Source organism: Streptomyces sp. NBC_00984, assembly GCF_045162475.1.
Taxonomy (GTDB): domain Bacteria; phylum Actinomycetota; class Actinomycetes; order Streptomycetales; family Streptomycetaceae; genus Streptomyces.
This window is the reverse complement of sequence record NZ_CP108734.1, coordinates 2,210,553-2,225,208: the sequence shown is the minus strand read 5'-3', so window position 1 is coordinate 2,225,208 and position 14,656 is coordinate 2,210,553. Positions and strand designations below refer to the sequence as shown.

Here is a 14,656-nt window from a genome sequence, read left to right as displayed (position 1 = left end):
GGTTGGCATGACGGCAGTGCGCGGCACCGGCCAGGACCGGACCGAGCGGCACCGGGTCGTCCTCACCGGACTCGGTGTGGTCTCCAGCATCGGGCTGGGGGCGAAGGAGTTCCTGCAGGGACTCCGCGAAGGGCGCAGTGGTGCACGGCCCATCACGGTGTTCGACACCGAGGGCTTCGCCCACGCGAACGGGTGCGAGATCACGGATTTCGACCCACGGGAGTGGATCAGCACGCTGGACGTGGAACAGCTCGGCAGGGCCGCGCAGTTCTCGGCCGCGGCCGCCCGGATGGCCCTGGAGGACTCGGGACTCGACCTGACGGAGCTGCGCGGCCGTCGTGGACTGATCTCCATCGGAACCACCGACGGCGAGAGTTACGACCTCGACCAGCTGGTCGAGAGCGAACTGGCCGACGGCATCGGGGCGTTCGACCCCAAGGCCGCCCGGCGGGCACCCGCCGGGCGGCTGTCGGTGGCCATCGCCCAGGAACTCGGCCTCTCCGACGTGGAGGCGCTCACCATTCCCACCGCCTGCTCGGCGGGCAACTACGCGATCGGCTACGGTTTCGACGCGGTCAGCTCCGGCGAGGCGGAGTTCGCCTTCTGCGGCGGGGCCGACGCGATGTGCCGCAAGACCTTCACCGGTTTCTACCGGCTCGGCACCATCGCCCCCGACCGCTGCCAGCCCTTCGACGTGGACCGCAAGGGGATCCTCACCGGGGAGGGCGCGGGCGTCCTCGTACTGGAGCGCCTCGACTCCGCACTGGAGCGCGGCGCCACCATCTACGCCGAGGTGCTCGGATACGGCCTCAACTGCGACGCCCACCACCAGGTCGCGCCCGACCGCGACAGCGTCGCCGAACTGATGCGGCTGGCCCTGGACAACGCCGGCGTCGCACCGCACGAGGTGGACCTCATCTCGGCGCACGGCACCGGCACGAGGGCCAATGACATCACCGAGGCGGGCGCCATCCGCCAGGTCTTCGGAGACACACCCCCTCGCACCGTCTCCATGAAGTCGATGCTCGGCCACAGCATGGGCGCGGCCAGCGCGCTCGGCGCGATCGGCTGCGCCCTGGCGATCCAGAACCGCTTCATCCCGCCCACCATCAACCATGTCACCACCGACCCCGAGTGCGACGTCGACTGTGTGCCGAACCAGGCGGTCGAGGCCGACCTGAGGATCGTTCAGAACAACGGTCTCGCGTTCGGCGGCAACAACGCGGCGGTGCTGCTGGGCCGGTACGACGCAATCAAGGAGGCGTCATGACGATCCGCCCCATCATCGGGATGGGCGCCGTCGCCGCGACCGGCTCCGGGGTCGACGAACTCTTCGAGAGCCTGTGCCAGGGCCGCAGCGGCCGGGCCGAGCTCCGCGGCTTCGACCGTACCCGGTTCCGGGCCCAGCACGCCTACGAGGTGGACGACCGCCCGGTGCCCGGCGAGGACATCCCCGGGCGGGCCACCCGGCTGCTGCTCGACGCGATCGGGCAGGCCGCGGCGGACGCCGGGCTCGGCGAGGACCTGAGCGGTATCCCGATCCTCATCGGCACCGGGCTGCGCGAACTGCGCTCGCTCGAACTGTGGTGGCGCGACGGCTCGCCGTTCGCCGACTCCGGACTGCACTTCGGTACCGGGCTGCGCGAACGCTTCAACGCCGATGTCACCCACACCTTCTCCAACGCCTGCTCGGCCTCCCTGTACGCGCTGGCCCTCGGCTCCGACCTGCTGGACCAGGAGGGCGACGACGCCCCCGACACCGTGATCGTCGCCGGAGTCGACGTACTGACCGAGTCCATGTACGGGCTCCTGGAGCGCGTCCATCCGGCGCCGCCGGACCGGGTGCGCCCCTTCGACCGCAACCGTACGGGCGTCCTGATGGGCGACGGCGCCGCGGCGGTCGTGCTGCGCCGCACCGAGCGCGACGCGCCCCAGGTGTACGGCCGGCTGCGCGGCGTCGCCGTCAACTGCGACGCGTACCACGTCACCGCACCGTCGCCGGAGGGCATCGCCGAGGCCATGCGCTCGGCGTACCGGCTGGCCGGGGTCAAGCCCTCGGACGTCGACCTGGTGATGCTGCACGGCACCGGCACCCTCCTCAACGACGAGGCGGAGGCCGGCGCGCTCGCCGCCGTACTCGGCGGCGACGCGGACAAGCCGCTGATGACCGCGGTGAAGTCCATGACCGGGCACACCTCGGGGGCGTCCGGTCTGCTCAACCTGATCGTGGGCCTGTGCGCCCTGAACGAAGGGCGGGTGCCACCGACGGTGGGTCTGGACGACCCCGTCGAGGAGGCCACGCCGTTCCGCTTCGTCACCGGCGAGGCGGCCGACGGCCGGCAGCTGAACGTGGCGCAGCTCAACGCCTTCGGATTCGGCGGCATCAACGCCGTCACCATCGTGGAGGGAACTCGATGAGCACGCAGAGCGCCGCGGTCGTCGTCACCGGAGCCGCCGTCCTGCTGCCGGGGGCCGACACCGTACGGGCCCTCGCCGACGGACCCGAACCGGGCTGCGCCCCCGTCGAGCCCGCGGGCTACGTGGGCCGCAAGGGCCTGCGCTACAAGGACCGGGCCACCCAGCTCGGCTACTGCCTGACCGCCGCGGCCCTGGGCGATGCCGGACTGCTCGGCGAGGACGGGCTGACCGTGCCCGCCGAGTCCGTCGGAGTGGTCGCCAGCTCCAACTTCGGCAATCTCGACACCGTCGTCCGGGCACTGGACACGATCAGGGAGGAGACCGTCACGGCCACCAGCCCGATGGACCTCCCCAACGCGTCCAGCAACGTCATCGCCTCGTCGGCAGCCATCCGTTACGGCCTGCGCGGCCCCAACCTGATGGTGTGCAACGGCGAGACGTCCGGACTGGACGCCGTGCACTGGGCGGTCACGATGATCACGGCCGGCCGTACGGCCCGGGTGCTGGTCCTCGGCGTGGAACCCGACAACGAGGTGGTGCGCAGGCTCCTGGGCGGCACCCGCGCGGTGGACGGCGGCGCGGCCGTACTGCTGGAGTCCCGGGCGGCGGCCGTGGAGCGTGCCGCGACCGTACGGGCCGTGGTCGGCCCGTACAGCCGGAGCGCCGGCGACCCCGCCCCGGCCCGCGGCCGACGCTGGCAGCTGCCGGAGCATCTCGGCCGCGCCTCGGGCGCGTACGGAGTTCTCCAGTGCGCCGCCGCCGTCGGCTGGTTCGACATCGGCGAGCGCGGACCGGTCCACGCCGTCGCGGGCACCGCGGCGGACGACGCGAGCGCGGGTCTGGTCCTGCTGGCACCAGAGGCGGCGTAGGTGAACACCAACCTCGATCTGAGGCCCGTCTCGGTCGAGCGGCGCACGGCCGGCACCGGCAGGCGGATGCTCCTGCTGCACGGACTCGCCGCCAATGACAGCGTCTGGGACCGTACGGTCGGCCTCCTCTCCGAGGACGCCGAGATCTGGACCGCGCGGCTGCCCTGGCGCACCGAAGGCATCGGCGAATGGGGCCAGGAGCCCAATCTGAAGGGCTGGCTCGCCAAGGCCCTGGAAGCGGTGCCCGGCCGTGCCGAGGTGGTCGTCGCCCACTCGATGGCCGCCAATGTGCTCCTCGACCTGCTCGACCAGAAGGGCCGGGGCGGCACCGACCCGCTGCGCCACTACGGCATCCGGTCCCTGGTGCTGGCCTCCCCCTTCTTCCGGTCCAGCGCCGAGCAGTTCGACTGGGAGACGATCAGCTACTACCTGAACGACTTCCACCTGATCATGGAGGAGGGGATCCGGGTCCACTCGGCAGGCCGGCTCCCCGCCGACATCCAGGAAGCCATGGGCAAGCGGGTGCGCGAGCGGGTCGGCCCCTACGGCTGGCTCAGGTTCTTCGAGCTCTATCTGCGCACCCCCGCGCTCCAGACCTCCCGGATCACCGTGCCCACCCTGGTGCTGGCCGGTGAGACCGACTTCGCGGCGCCGCCGGCCGAGAGCCTGGCGCTCGCCGCCGCCCTCCCCGACGCGTACGCCCGCGTACTGCCCGGCTGCGGGCACTTCCCGATGATCGAGGCGGCCGAGCAGTTCGCCGCACAGATACGGGAGTTCGTCCATCAATCAGCGGATGCGGTCCCGTTCCCGGGGGCCGCCCCCATCGACGCCCTGGAGTCCCAGCGATGACGCTCGTCACGGAAACCGCCGTCAAGGCGCTCCTCAACACGACCACCACGACACAGGTGCGCCCCCGCTACGAGGGCTCCAACATCTGCACCTGGATCGGTTTCAAGCACGTCAACTACCTCGTCGAAGAAGCCGTCCTGGACCACTTCAGGCAGGCCGGGCTGCCGGCCCGTGCGCTCTACGAGACCCATGGCCTCGGCCTCGACCTGGTCTCCGTGGACAGCCGCATCCTGCACGCCTTCCACATGGACGACGTCGCCGAGGCCGAGGTCGTGCCGTGGACGCCGAAGGGCGAGGAAGCGGCCGCCACCATCGGCTTCAAGGTCACCATCCGGTTCGAGCGCAACGGCGAGATCCTCAAGGCCGTCACCGCCAAGGTGCGTGTCTCGCTGCGGATCGACACCTACCTCGAGGCGGCGGGCGACATCCCCGCCGAGCTCGCCCAGTACGCCGTCGCCACCCTCGGCGACGACCTGGAGCGCGAGCCCGCCTCCGCCGCCCCGGCCGAGGAGGAGATCCTCGCCTCGCTGACCGCCGGGCAGAACGCGTACGCCTGGAAGTGGAACATCCCGTACCCGTACTGCCACTTCACCGAGCGTATCCAGATGTCCGGCTATCTGCGGCTGATGGAAGAGGGCAAGGACCGCTTCGTCGCCGACCGGGGCATCTCCATCAAGACCCTGCTCGACGACCGCCGCTGGATCCCGGTCGTGCCCCGCTCCGACATCCGCATCCTCGACGAGGCGATGATGGAGGAGGACCTCTACACGGTCTACACCGTCGAGGAGGTCTTCAAGGACTTCACCTACACCTCGCGCATGGACTTCTACGTGCTGCGCGACGGCAAGCTGGTGAAGACCGCGACCGGCCGGATCGTGCACGGCTACGCCGTCATCGAGAACCGCCGCGACTGGAGCCTGGTCAGCTTCGACCGGCGAGTCGTCGACGCGATCAGCGGCAAGGCGCCGCAGGCGTGATCGAGACCTGGGCGAGCGGCGCACCGCCCCGGCTGCTGCTCATCGAGAGCCAGGGGCCGCTCGCGCAGGACGCCGGATTCCGGCGCGACGCCGTCGCCCAGGTCCTCACCGGGCACTCCGTGCTCCTCTTCCTGGTCCAGGACGGTGTCGTCCTGGCGATACCGGGCAGCGACGAAAACCTGGACCGGTTCCAGAAGGGGGGCGGGGTGCTCGCCGCGGACGGATACTCGCTCGCCCAGCGAGAGCTGGACACGGCCCCGCTCAGGCCCGAACTACGCGTGGTCGGCATGGACGTGGTGGCGGGCTGGATCCTCGACCCCGCCGTCCAGGTGGTGTGGCACTGATGTACCCCCGCTGAACGCGGGCCCGTGCCGCCGCCGCGGATCGGCGACCGCGCGGTGGACCCCCAGATTCTTGTGAGATCCGCGCGAACTCCGTGCGGGCAGCTGTGAGCGGAAGGAATACGTGACGGTCATGTCCACAGTCACCACAGGCGCCGGACGCCCGGTGATCACCGCCTGGTCCGCCGTGTCGTCGTACGGCATCGGCAGGTCAGCGTTCACCGAGGGCCTGCGCGAACGGCGCCGGACCGTCACCGAACTCGGCCCCGAGCACGACCCCACGCCCGACGGCACCGGTTGTCTGGTGCCCTCCTTCGACATCCGCGAGGTGCTGGGCAAGAAGGGCACCCGCTCCATGGACCGGGTCACCGGCCTCGCCGTCACCGCCGTCGGCGCCCTCCTCGACGACGGCGAGCGCAACCGGGCCGTCGGCACCGGCGAGGGCGCGGCGTTCGCACTCGGCACCACCACCGGCAGCGCCCAGTCGATGATGGACTTCACCCGGGACTCCCTCACCGGCGACCAGCCCTTCTTCGTCGACCCGGCGCGCTTCCCCAACACCGTGATGAACTGCGCCGCGGGGCAGAGCGCCATCTGGTACCAGCTCAAGGGCCCCAACGCCACCATTGCGGGCGGCCGCACCGCCGGACTGCACGCCCTCAACTACTCGCGCAGACTCCTCGGTTCGGGCCGCGCCCGGACGGTGCTGTGCGGTGCGGCGGAGGAGTTCTCGCAGGCCCGCGCCTGGCTGGAGCACCACGCGTCGGACGGCGACGCCGGCGCCCCGCTCGGCGAGGGCTGCGCCATGCTCCTGGTCGAACCGCACGCCCCCGACGACGCCACCCAGCCGGTCCTCGCCGAGCTCCTCGCCGTCGAACTCGGCGTCGTGCTCGACGGCGACACCCACCCCGCGCTCGTCTCCTGCCTGCGCTCCGCGCTGCACCGGGCCGGCGTCGACCCGGCCCAGGTGGTCGCCGTCGCCCGCTCCGGCGCCCCCGGACGCGAGGGCCGGGGCGAGGCCGACGCCGTGCGACAGGTCTTCGGAGCGGTGGACCCCACCGATCTGACGCCCACCGGGCTGATCGGCGACACCGGGGCCGCCGCTGCCGCCTTCCAGACCGCCGCACTGCTGTCGTACGCCGCCGACCACCCGGATCTCGCGGCCGGCCGGATCGGCGTGATCACTTCCGTGGACCGCACCGGCACCGTCGGCTGCGCCCTGCTCGGCCTGCGCTGAGCCCCGCCCCACCCACCAGCTGTTGAGAGGAACGGAACCGATGCTGGACAAGGAAGAACTCCGCGCCGTCGTGGCGCAGGTGCTGGACGTCGAGGTGTCCGAGGTGACCGACGACGCGAGGTTCGTCGACGATCTGGAGGTCGACTCGCTGATGGCCCTGGAGGTCGTCGTCGTACTGGAGAAGAAGTACGGCATCAAGCTGCCGGAATCCGAGCTCAAGCGGATCGTCACCCTGCAGAGCGCCTACGACCTGCTGCTCGGCAAACTCGACGCGGCGCAGCAGGCAGCCTGATGTCCGCGGCGAGCCCGCTCGCGGGAACGGTCGAAGTGCTGCCGTCCGAGGACGAGTCGCGCACCGCGGCCCGCTTCACCGTCCGGGACACCGAGACCGTACTCCCCGGGCACTACCCCGGCTTCCCGATCTTCCCCGGGGTCTGCCTGGTGGAGTGCGCCCACCTCGGCGCGGTGGCCACCGCACCCGGCGGCGCGAAGGACCACGAGCTGGCCGCCGTGGAGTCGACCCGGTTCACCGGTCCCGTCTTCCCCGGGGACCTGGTGGACATCGCCATGGGCTGGAAGCGGACCCCGGCCGGCGAGTGGCAGTGCCGGGCGAAGCTCACCACCGGGCGCGGCGACGCCGCGACGGTACGGCTGCGCTACCGCCCCCGGAACACCCGGACGGAGGCGGCGGCATGATCGGCCAGCGCGACATCCGGGCCCGGCTGCCGCACCGCTTCCCGATGCTGCTCGTCGACCGGGTCGTCGACGTCGTACCCGGCGAACGGCTGATCGCGCTCAAGGCGGTCACCTGCAACGAGCCCTGGTACGAGAAGCTCGGGCCGCAGACCCCCGACGAGGACTTCGCCTACCCCACATCACTGCTGGTGGAGTCCTGGTGCCAGTCGGCCGGTGTCCTCGCCACCTGGGACGACCCCAACCCGGACGTCCTGCAGGGGCAGGTGATGCTCTTCGGCGCCATGACCGGCGTCGAGTTCCACCGTCCGGTACTGCCCGGCGAGGTCCTCGAACACCGGGTCGTGCTCGACCGCCGGATCGACGACACCCTTCTGTTCGAGGGCGAGAGCCGCTCGGCCGGCGAGACGGTGATGACCGTCGGCCGGATCGTCATGACCTTCCGTCCCGCCGAGGCGCTGCGCCCCACCGCAGCGACCGCCTGACCGCAGATTCACGGAGAAACATCATGGGAGACAGTTCGAACCGGGTGGCCCTGGTTACCGGCGGGTCGCGCGGCATCGGCCGGGCCACGGTCCACGCGCTCGCCCGCGACGGATTCGACGTCGCCTTCTGCTACCGCTCGGACGACGCGGCCGCCCGAGCCCTGGAGAAGGAGACCGCGGACAGCGCCGGCACCGTGACGGGCACCAGGGTCGACGTCACCGACGCCGCCTCCGTACGGGCCTGGATCACCGCGACCGAGGACCGGTGGGGGCGGATCGACGCGGCCGTCACCGCCGCGGGCATCACCCGCGACAACCCGCTGGTCCTGATGGAGGACGAGCAGTGGCGGCAGGTCATCGACACCAACCTCGACGGCGTCTACCACGTCTGCCGGGCCGTGGTCTTCGGCATGATGAAGCGCCGCGCCGGGGCGATCGTCAACATCTCCTCGGTCGCCGGGGTGTACGGACACGGCACCCAGACCAACTACTCGGCCTCCAAGGCCGGGATCATCGGCTTCTCCCGCGCCCTGGCCAAGGAGGCCGGCAGGTCCGGGATCCGGGTCAACGCGGTCGCGCCCGGATTCATCGAGACCGACATGGTCGCCGCGATGAACGACAAGGCCCGCAAGGAAGCACTCTCCTCGATCCCGCTGCGCCGCATGGGCACCGCGGAAGAGGTCGCCGACCTGGTCGCCTATCTGGTCTCCGACCGGGCCGCGTACATCACCGGCGCCGTGCTGCAGATCGACGGCGGCATCACCATCTGACCCACCCGTCCGCACAAACCCATTGGAGGCGGTGATGGCACGAAGAGGACCGCGCTGGTACTTCTCGTTCCGCAGCCCCTACTCCTGGATGGCCTACCGGGATCTGCTGGGGCAGTACCCGGACGTCGCCGAGCAGATCGAATGGCTGCCGTTCTGGGAGCCGGACGAGCCCGCACTGGACCATCTGGAGCGCAACAACATCACACTGCCGTACGTGCCGATGTCCAAGGAGAAGCACCTCTACATCCTCCAGGACGTCCGCCGGCTGTGCCGGGCCCGCGGCCTGGACATGGTGTGGCCCGTGGACACCGAACCACGCTGGCAGGTTCCCCACCTCGCCTATCTGGTGGCCCAGGAACTCGGCGCGGGACGGGAGTTCATCGCCGAGGTCTACCGGTCCCGCTGGGAGCTCGGCGAGGACATCTCGCAACCCGACACCATGCGCCGGGTCGGCAAGGAACTGGACGTGGACCCGGAGCTGCTCGCCGGGGCGCATGAGAACGCCGAGGTGCGCGAGCGCGGTCACGCGGCCCTGGACTCCCTGCACCGCGACGGTGTGTTCGGAGTCCCGTACTTCATCAGCGGATACGAAAAGTTCTGGGGCGTGGACCGGCTTCCCGATTTCGTCGGGACCGTCCGTGCCCGCGCCCTGAAGACCACAGCGAAGAAAGGCTGATCATGGCTACCAACCCCTTCGAGAACGACGACGCCCGCTATCTGGTCCTCGTCAACGAGGAGAACCAGCACTCGCTCTGGCCCGCCTTCGCCGAGGTCCCGGCCGGCTGGACCGTGACGCACGGCGAGGACACCCGACAGGCCTGCCTCGACCACATCAACGCGAGCTGGACCGACATGCGGCCGAAGTCACTGGCCGACGCCATGGACGCCGCCTGACACCCCCGCCGGGCGGTCGGGCAACGGGCGTTGGCAGCAATGTGCAACGCCCGTTGCCCATGGGCCCGGCCGATGTGAACGTGGCACTCACGCAGCTCCCGAGAAAGCGATGCCGCTCATGACCCATGCACTGGTGTGCCTTCCCTTCGCGGGAGGCGGCGCCGGTTTCTACCGCGCCTGGAAAGAACTGCCCGACCACGCACCGAGGATCGTTCCGCTGCAGCTCCCGGGCCGTGAGGAACTGTTCGTCGACGAACCGTTCCGGGACGTCATCGACGCGGCCGACGCGCTCGCCCCGAGCATCGCCGGCCTGACGCGGGGCGGCCCCGTCGCCCTCTTCGGACACAGCCTCGGCGCCGTACTCGCCTATGAACTCGCCCGCCGGCTCGAACAGGACCCGGCCGTCGAGCTGAGCCACCTCTTCGTGAGCGGCTCCCCGGGGCCCTGGACCGGCCGGAGCCGCCGGGCCACCGGACTGGCCGACGACGAATTCCTCGGCCGGGTGCAGGAGTTCGCCGGGTACGAGCACGACGCACTCGCCGACCCGGACCTGCGGGAGCTGCTGCTGCCGATCCTGCGGGCGGACGTGGAGATGCACGAGAACTACAAGCCCGTCACGGACGAGCTGCTGCACACCCCCGTCACCTCGCTGCGCGGCACCGAGGACCGGCTGGTCGGCCGGGAGCAGGCCGCCGAGTGGCAGCACGCCACCTCCGCCGCCTTCCGCCTCGTGGACCTGGCCGGCGAGCACATGTACCTCACCGAGTCGCCGCTGCCGCTCATCGACGCGGTCAGTGCGGCACTGCGGCCATGACGCGTACGGCAGAGAAGGGCCAGGGCGTGCTGCTCCAGGACAAGACCATCGTGGTGACCGGCGCGGCCCGGGGGCTGGGCAGGTCCTGTGCCGTGCGCTTCGCCCGGGAGGGCGCCGACCTGGTCCTCGTCGACGTCGCGGCGGACCTGGCCGGAGTGCCGTACCCGCTGGGCTCCGCGGGCCAGCTGGAACACACCGCGAAGCTCTGCCGCGAGGAGGGCGCCGCGGTCGTGACCGCGGCCGCCGATGTGCGTGAGCCGGAAGCGGTACGGGAGGTCGCGCGGCAGGCCGTCGACCGCTTCGGCACCGTCGACGTCCTGCTCAACGGCGCCGGGATCGCCGCGCCTTCGGGCAAGGCCGTGCACGAGATCGGCGAGGAAGAGTGGGACCTGATGGTCGGCATCGACCTGACGGGTGCCTGGCGGATGATGAAGGCCGTCGTCCCGGCCATGATCGAACAGCGGTCGGGCAGCGTCATCAACGTGGCGTCGACCGCGGGCCTCGTCGGGTACCGCCACTTCGCCGGCTACGTGGCCGCCAAGCACGGACTCATCGGCCTCACCAAGGCCGCGGCGCTCGACTACGGGCCGTTCCGGGTGCGGGTGAACGCGCTGTGTCCCGGCTCGGTCCGGGACGACCCCCTCCACGAGGGCCGGATGCTCGCCGAGATCGCCCGCTCCCTCGATGTCGACGTGGACGAGCACGAGGAGATCTTCGTGCAGTCCCAGCCGATGAACACACTCATCGAACCGCAGGACATCGCCGGCGCGGCCGTCTGGCTCGCCGGTAACGACTCGCTCCAGGTCACCGGGACCACCCTCACCGTCGACGGAGGCTTCAGCGCCCGCTGAACCACCGCCCGCGCCGCCCGGACCACGTACCCCGTCCCTCCCGCACTGCATCAGGAGTCCGACCATGTCGAGAAGTCAGGCCAGGTCCTGCCACAGCCTGGTGGTCCGCGTGCCGGGCCCGGTCGATGCCGAGGAACTGCGACAGCACCTGCGCACCCGGGCGGCCGACGGCCGGCCGGAACTGGCGGAGCTGCGGCTGTGGGAGGAGACCCTGCCCTTCGGGGCCGGACACCCGGCCGCCGGGCCCCGGGTCCGGCAGGAGGCCGAGCGCCCGCTGCACGCCACCGGCCTGCCGCTCCGTGCCGTACTGCTGCGGTACGCGGACGGTGACGCGGACCTGGTCCTGGTGGCCCGCCACGAACTCACCTTCGAGCAGCCCCGGTTCACCTTCGGGTGGAGCGCGGGAACCACCGGAACCACCGACGGAGCAAGGCCCGCCCTGGAGTGGGGCCTGGGCGCTCCGGCCGACGCGGGCCGCACCGGCGAGGTGCCGGTCCCGCTGCCCACGGCCGTACGCGCCGGGCACGCCCTGCTGGTGGGGGCGGTCGCGCTGGTCCTGGCGCGGTACGGCGCGGGCGCGACGGTCGACGGGACACAGCGGACCGGCGACTTCCTGGCCGGGTGGGAGGGCGCGTACGACGGCGGCCTGCTGCCCCTGTCGGGCGTCGGCGTACTCATCGAGCCGGCCACCGCCGGGGAACGCCGGCTGTCGTCGCTCGCCCCCGAACTTCCCGCGGTCCTGCACTTCGCCCTGCACGACGACGGCAGCGCCTCCGGTGTGCTCCGCCACGACCTGGGCGATCTCGACCCGGCCGTCGCCGAACGGTTCGCCGCCCATGTGGCCCATGTGGCGGCCCAGTTGGCGGCCGGCGCCGAGCAGCGGCTCGACGCGGTCGAGTTGCTGACACCGCAGGAGACCGAGGCGGTGCTGCGCCTGGGTGTCACGCCCGCCGCCGGGGACGCCGGGACGGCGGACCGTACCGTGCACGGGCTCTTCGCCGACGTCGTACGCGAGCGGCCCGAAGCGGTGGCCGTCACCGCGGGCGACACCAGCCTCACCTATGCCGAACTCGACGCGCGGGCCGGGCGGACCGCGGCCGGTCTGCGCGCGCTCGGTGTCGCGCCCGGCAGCATGGTCGGCGTGGCCCTGGAACGCGACGCCGACCTGGTGGCGACCCTCCTCGGTGTCCTCAAGGCCGGCTGCGCCTATGTGCCGATGGACCTGCGCTACCCCGAGGAGCGGCTGCGCTACACGGTGGAGAACGCGGGCGCCACCGTGGTGGTCGGCGGTGTCGACGAGGCCTTCCCCGCGGTCGAGGGGGTACGCGTCGTCACACCCGCCGAGCTGCGTGTCCTCGGCGAGGGCACCGGGCCGACCCCGCTTCCCGAGGACCCCTCCGCCCCCGCGTACGTCATCTACACCTCGGGGTCCACCGGCCGGCCCAAGGGCGTCGTGGTTCCGCACCGGAACGTCGCCGCCCTCCTCGACGCGACCCGCGAGGACTTCGCGCTCGGCGCCGACGACGTATGGACGCTCTTCCACTCCAGCGCCTTCGACTTCTCCGTCTGGGAGATCTGGGGCTGCCTGCTCACCGGCGGCCGCCTGGTGGTCGTGGACTACTGGGTCACCCGGGACACCGAACTCTTCCACGAGCTGCTCGTGAAGGAGCGGGTCACCGTGCTCAGCCAGACCCCGTCCGCGTTCGCGCAGGTGATCGAGGCGGACCGGCGGCGGCGCACCGATCTCGCCGTACGCCTCGTGGTCTTCGGCGGTGAGCCGCTCGACGTCCGGATGCTCTCGCCCTGGTTCGCCAGGCACTCCCACACCGGCTGCCGGCTGGTGAACATGTTCGGTATCACCGAGACGACGGTCCATGTCACCGCGCACACCGTCACCCCCGCCGACGTCCTGGCCGCCGGCCGCCGGGTCGGGCCCGCGCTGCCCGGCTGGACCCTGTCGGTCCGCGATCCGCGCGGCCGGCTGCTGCCGGTCGGCGCCGCCGGGGAGATCTGCGTCGGCGGCGCCGGAGTCGCCGACCGCTATCTCGGCCTGCCCGGACTCACCGCCGAACGGTTCATCGACGACCCGTACGGCGGCGGCCGGATCTACCGCAGCGGCGATCGGGGGCGGCTGCGCCCCGACGGGGGCCTCGACCATCTCGGACGGCTGGACAGTCAGGTCAAGGTGCGCGGCCACCGGATCGAACTGGACGAGATCCGCAACGTCCTGCTGGGCCACCCCGAGGTCTCGGGCGCGGCGACCGTGCTCAACCACGACGTACCCATGGACTCCGCGACCGCCCGCATCGACGCCTATGTGGCGCTGCGCGGTCCGGCGTCGACCGCCGATGTGCTCGCCCACGCGCGGGCCGTACTGCCCGCGTACATGGTCCCGGCCTCCGTCACCGAACTGCCCGCGATCCCGCTGACGATCAACGGCAAGGTCGACACGGCCGCCTTGCCGGCACCGGCGCCGTCCGCCGCCGGGCGGGAGGAACGGGCGGGGACGTCCGAGGTGCCGGCCGCGGAGCACGACCCGCAGGCCGCGCAGATCCTCAAGCTCTGGGGACATGTGCTGAACACCGAAGTGACCGAGCAGGACAACTTCTTCGAACTCGGCGGGAATTCGCTGCTCGTCATCCGGGTATTGCGTGAGATGCGCGAACTCGGCATGCCGAAGGTCACCACTCAGGATTTCTACCGCAACTCGACGGCAGGCCGGTTCATCGAACTCGTACGAGATTCTCAGAGCTGATCGGACGCGCGGTCGCCGGAACGTCCTGCGGGACCTTTCCGGCGGCCGTCGACCCGTCGCTTGATTGCAGAGAGAAGCGCAATCCTGATGATTCCGCTCGGAATGCGGATCAGGAACCAGTAACGCCCGAAGTTGCGTCGGGTCTGCTCGTCCGTGGCGAAGATCCTGGTCTCCGTCGTCAATACACCGTCGGCATAGTGCATATTGAACCCGACCTTGGTGCAGCCCGGTTCCGCATAGTCCCGGAACACCTCCGGCATCGGCCGGTCCGGGCGCACCGGACCGGCCTGGGAGCCGATGCCGCCGTAGAGCAACTCGTCGTCGGACAGCTCGAGAACGGTGTCGCCGCCCATCGCGAAGTCGTCGAGCACCCGGCCGTCGGCCTGCAGTTTGTTCCGGGTGAAGGCCAGGAAGAAACGCGCCACGGGAGCCTCGCGCCAAGTCATCTCGCGGGCCGCGCACAGCACTTCGTCGCGAGGTGCGGAAACGGCCACCCAATGCCGTTCACGGAAATGCCAGATGGGCATGTGGTGATCGAGCAGGGTGGCCTCTGATTTCGTGTCTCCGGTCATGATTCTCACGCTAGCACGCACCGTTGGCCATGGGATGGCAGCTTTCTGCAACGGCCGTTGTCCCGGCGGAAACCGGACTGTTAGACATGGTTGTGTTGTCACTCGGCAATTCGTTTCCGTGCTTGTTCCGT

General features: G+C 71.0%; 17 protein-coding genes. 16 read left to right on the top strand and 1 reads right to left on the bottom strand.

Annotated features, from left to right (window positions below; translation table 11 throughout):
• The first annotated feature begins 7 nt into the window (after positions 1 to 7).
• The 16 genes from OG520_RS09480 (at position 8) to OG520_RS09405 (ending at position 13,953) form a co-directional block, all read left to right on the top strand.
• On the top strand, positions 8 to 1,270 hold the full coding sequence (locus tag OG520_RS09480; protein WP_399330559.1) for a beta-ketoacyl-[acyl-carrier-protein] synthase family protein: 1,263 nt from the start codon (positions 8 to 10) through the stop codon (positions 1,268 to 1,270).
• A complete protein-coding gene (locus OG520_RS09475; protein WP_399330561.1) occupies positions 1,267 to 2,418 on the top strand; it encodes a beta-ketoacyl-[acyl-carrier-protein] synthase family protein in 1,152 nt (383 codons plus the stop codon). The genes OG520_RS09480 and OG520_RS09475 overlap by 4 nt, the downstream gene beginning before the upstream one ends.
• Positions 2,415 to 3,287 carry a beta-ketoacyl synthase N-terminal-like domain-containing protein gene (locus OG520_RS09470; RefSeq protein ID WP_399330563.1) on the top strand — a complete coding sequence of 291 codons (873 nt, stop codon included), beginning with the start codon at positions 2,415 to 2,417 and terminating at the stop codon, positions 3,285 to 3,287. The genes OG520_RS09475 and OG520_RS09470 overlap by 4 nt, the downstream gene beginning before the upstream one ends.
• Positions 3,288 to 4,136 (top strand): alpha/beta fold hydrolase, encoded by an 849-nt coding sequence (locus OG520_RS09465; protein WP_406012882.1) that lies wholly within the window; start codon positions 3,288 to 3,290, stop codon positions 4,134 to 4,136.
• Entirely contained in the window at positions 4,133 to 5,113 is a 981-nt protein-coding gene (locus OG520_RS09460) for a hypothetical protein (protein WP_399330567.1), read from the top strand. The genes OG520_RS09465 and OG520_RS09460 overlap by 4 nt, the downstream gene beginning before the upstream one ends.
• Complete coding sequence (locus OG520_RS09455) at positions 5,110 to 5,457, top strand: hypothetical protein (protein ID WP_406012881.1); 348 nt, start codon at positions 5,110 to 5,112, stop codon at positions 5,455 to 5,457. Before OG520_RS09460 ends, OG520_RS09455 begins: the two co-directional genes overlap by 4 nt.
• 130 nt (positions 5,458 to 5,587) lie before the next feature.
• Positions 5,588 to 6,691 (top strand): beta-ketoacyl synthase N-terminal-like domain-containing protein, encoded by a 1,104-nt coding sequence (locus OG520_RS09450; protein WP_399330571.1) that lies wholly within the window; start codon positions 5,588 to 5,590, stop codon positions 6,689 to 6,691.
• A gap of 40 nt (positions 6,692 to 6,731) precedes the next feature.
• A complete protein-coding gene (locus tag OG520_RS09445) occupies positions 6,732 to 6,983 on the top strand; it encodes an acyl carrier protein (RefSeq protein WP_399330573.1) in 252 nt (83 codons plus the stop codon).
• Positions 6,983 to 7,387 (top strand): 3-hydroxyacyl-ACP dehydratase FabZ family protein, encoded by a 405-nt coding sequence (locus tag OG520_RS09440; RefSeq protein ID WP_406012880.1) that lies wholly within the window; start codon positions 6,983 to 6,985, stop codon positions 7,385 to 7,387. Before OG520_RS09445 ends, OG520_RS09440 begins: the two co-directional genes overlap by 1 nt.
• A complete protein-coding gene (locus tag OG520_RS09435; RefSeq protein WP_399330577.1) occupies positions 7,384 to 7,869 on the top strand; it encodes a 3-hydroxyacyl-ACP dehydratase FabZ family protein in 486 nt (161 codons plus the stop codon). The genes OG520_RS09440 and OG520_RS09435 overlap by 4 nt, the downstream gene beginning before the upstream one ends.
• Positions 7,870 to 7,892: 23 nt before the next feature.
• Positions 7,893 to 8,639 carry a 3-oxoacyl-[acyl-carrier-protein] reductase gene (gene fabG, locus OG520_RS09430; RefSeq protein ID WP_399330579.1) on the top strand — a complete coding sequence of 249 codons (747 nt, stop codon included), beginning with the start codon at positions 7,893 to 7,895 and terminating at the stop codon, positions 8,637 to 8,639.
• 34 nt (positions 8,640 to 8,673) lie between these two features.
• The gene (locus tag OG520_RS09425; RefSeq protein ID WP_406012879.1) at positions 8,674 to 9,315 is read left to right on the top strand and encodes a 2-hydroxychromene-2-carboxylate isomerase; all 642 of its coding nucleotides are present in this window, start codon (positions 8,674 to 8,676) and stop codon (positions 9,313 to 9,315) included.
• A gap of 2 nt (positions 9,316 to 9,317) precedes the next feature.
• Positions 9,318 to 9,533 carry an MbtH family protein gene (locus tag OG520_RS09420; protein WP_399330583.1) on the top strand — a complete coding sequence of 72 codons (216 nt, stop codon included), beginning with the start codon at positions 9,318 to 9,320 and terminating at the stop codon, positions 9,531 to 9,533.
• Between the two features lie 118 nt (positions 9,534 to 9,651).
• Positions 9,652 to 10,347: a thioesterase II family protein gene (locus OG520_RS09415; protein ID WP_399330585.1), complete on the top strand. Its 696-nt coding sequence runs from the start codon at positions 9,652 to 9,654 to the stop codon at positions 10,345 to 10,347.
• Positions 10,344 to 11,198: an SDR family oxidoreductase gene (locus tag OG520_RS09410; protein WP_399330587.1), complete on the top strand. Its 855-nt coding sequence runs from the start codon at positions 10,344 to 10,346 to the stop codon at positions 11,196 to 11,198. Before OG520_RS09415 ends, OG520_RS09410 begins: the two co-directional genes overlap by 4 nt.
• A 64-nt stretch (positions 11,199 to 11,262) precedes the next feature.
• The gene (locus OG520_RS09405; RefSeq protein ID WP_406012878.1) at positions 11,263 to 13,953 is read left to right on the top strand and encodes an amino acid adenylation domain-containing protein; all 2,691 of its coding nucleotides are present in this window, start codon (positions 11,263 to 11,265) and stop codon (positions 13,951 to 13,953) included.
• Here OG520_RS09405 and OG520_RS09400 read toward each other — a convergent pair.
• Entirely contained in the window at positions 13,944 to 14,525 is a 582-nt protein-coding gene (locus tag OG520_RS09400) for a hypothetical protein (protein WP_406012877.1), read from the bottom strand. The two genes, OG520_RS09405 and OG520_RS09400, sit on opposite strands and share 10 nt — an antisense overlap.
• Positions 14,526 to 14,656: the final 131 nt, after the last annotated feature.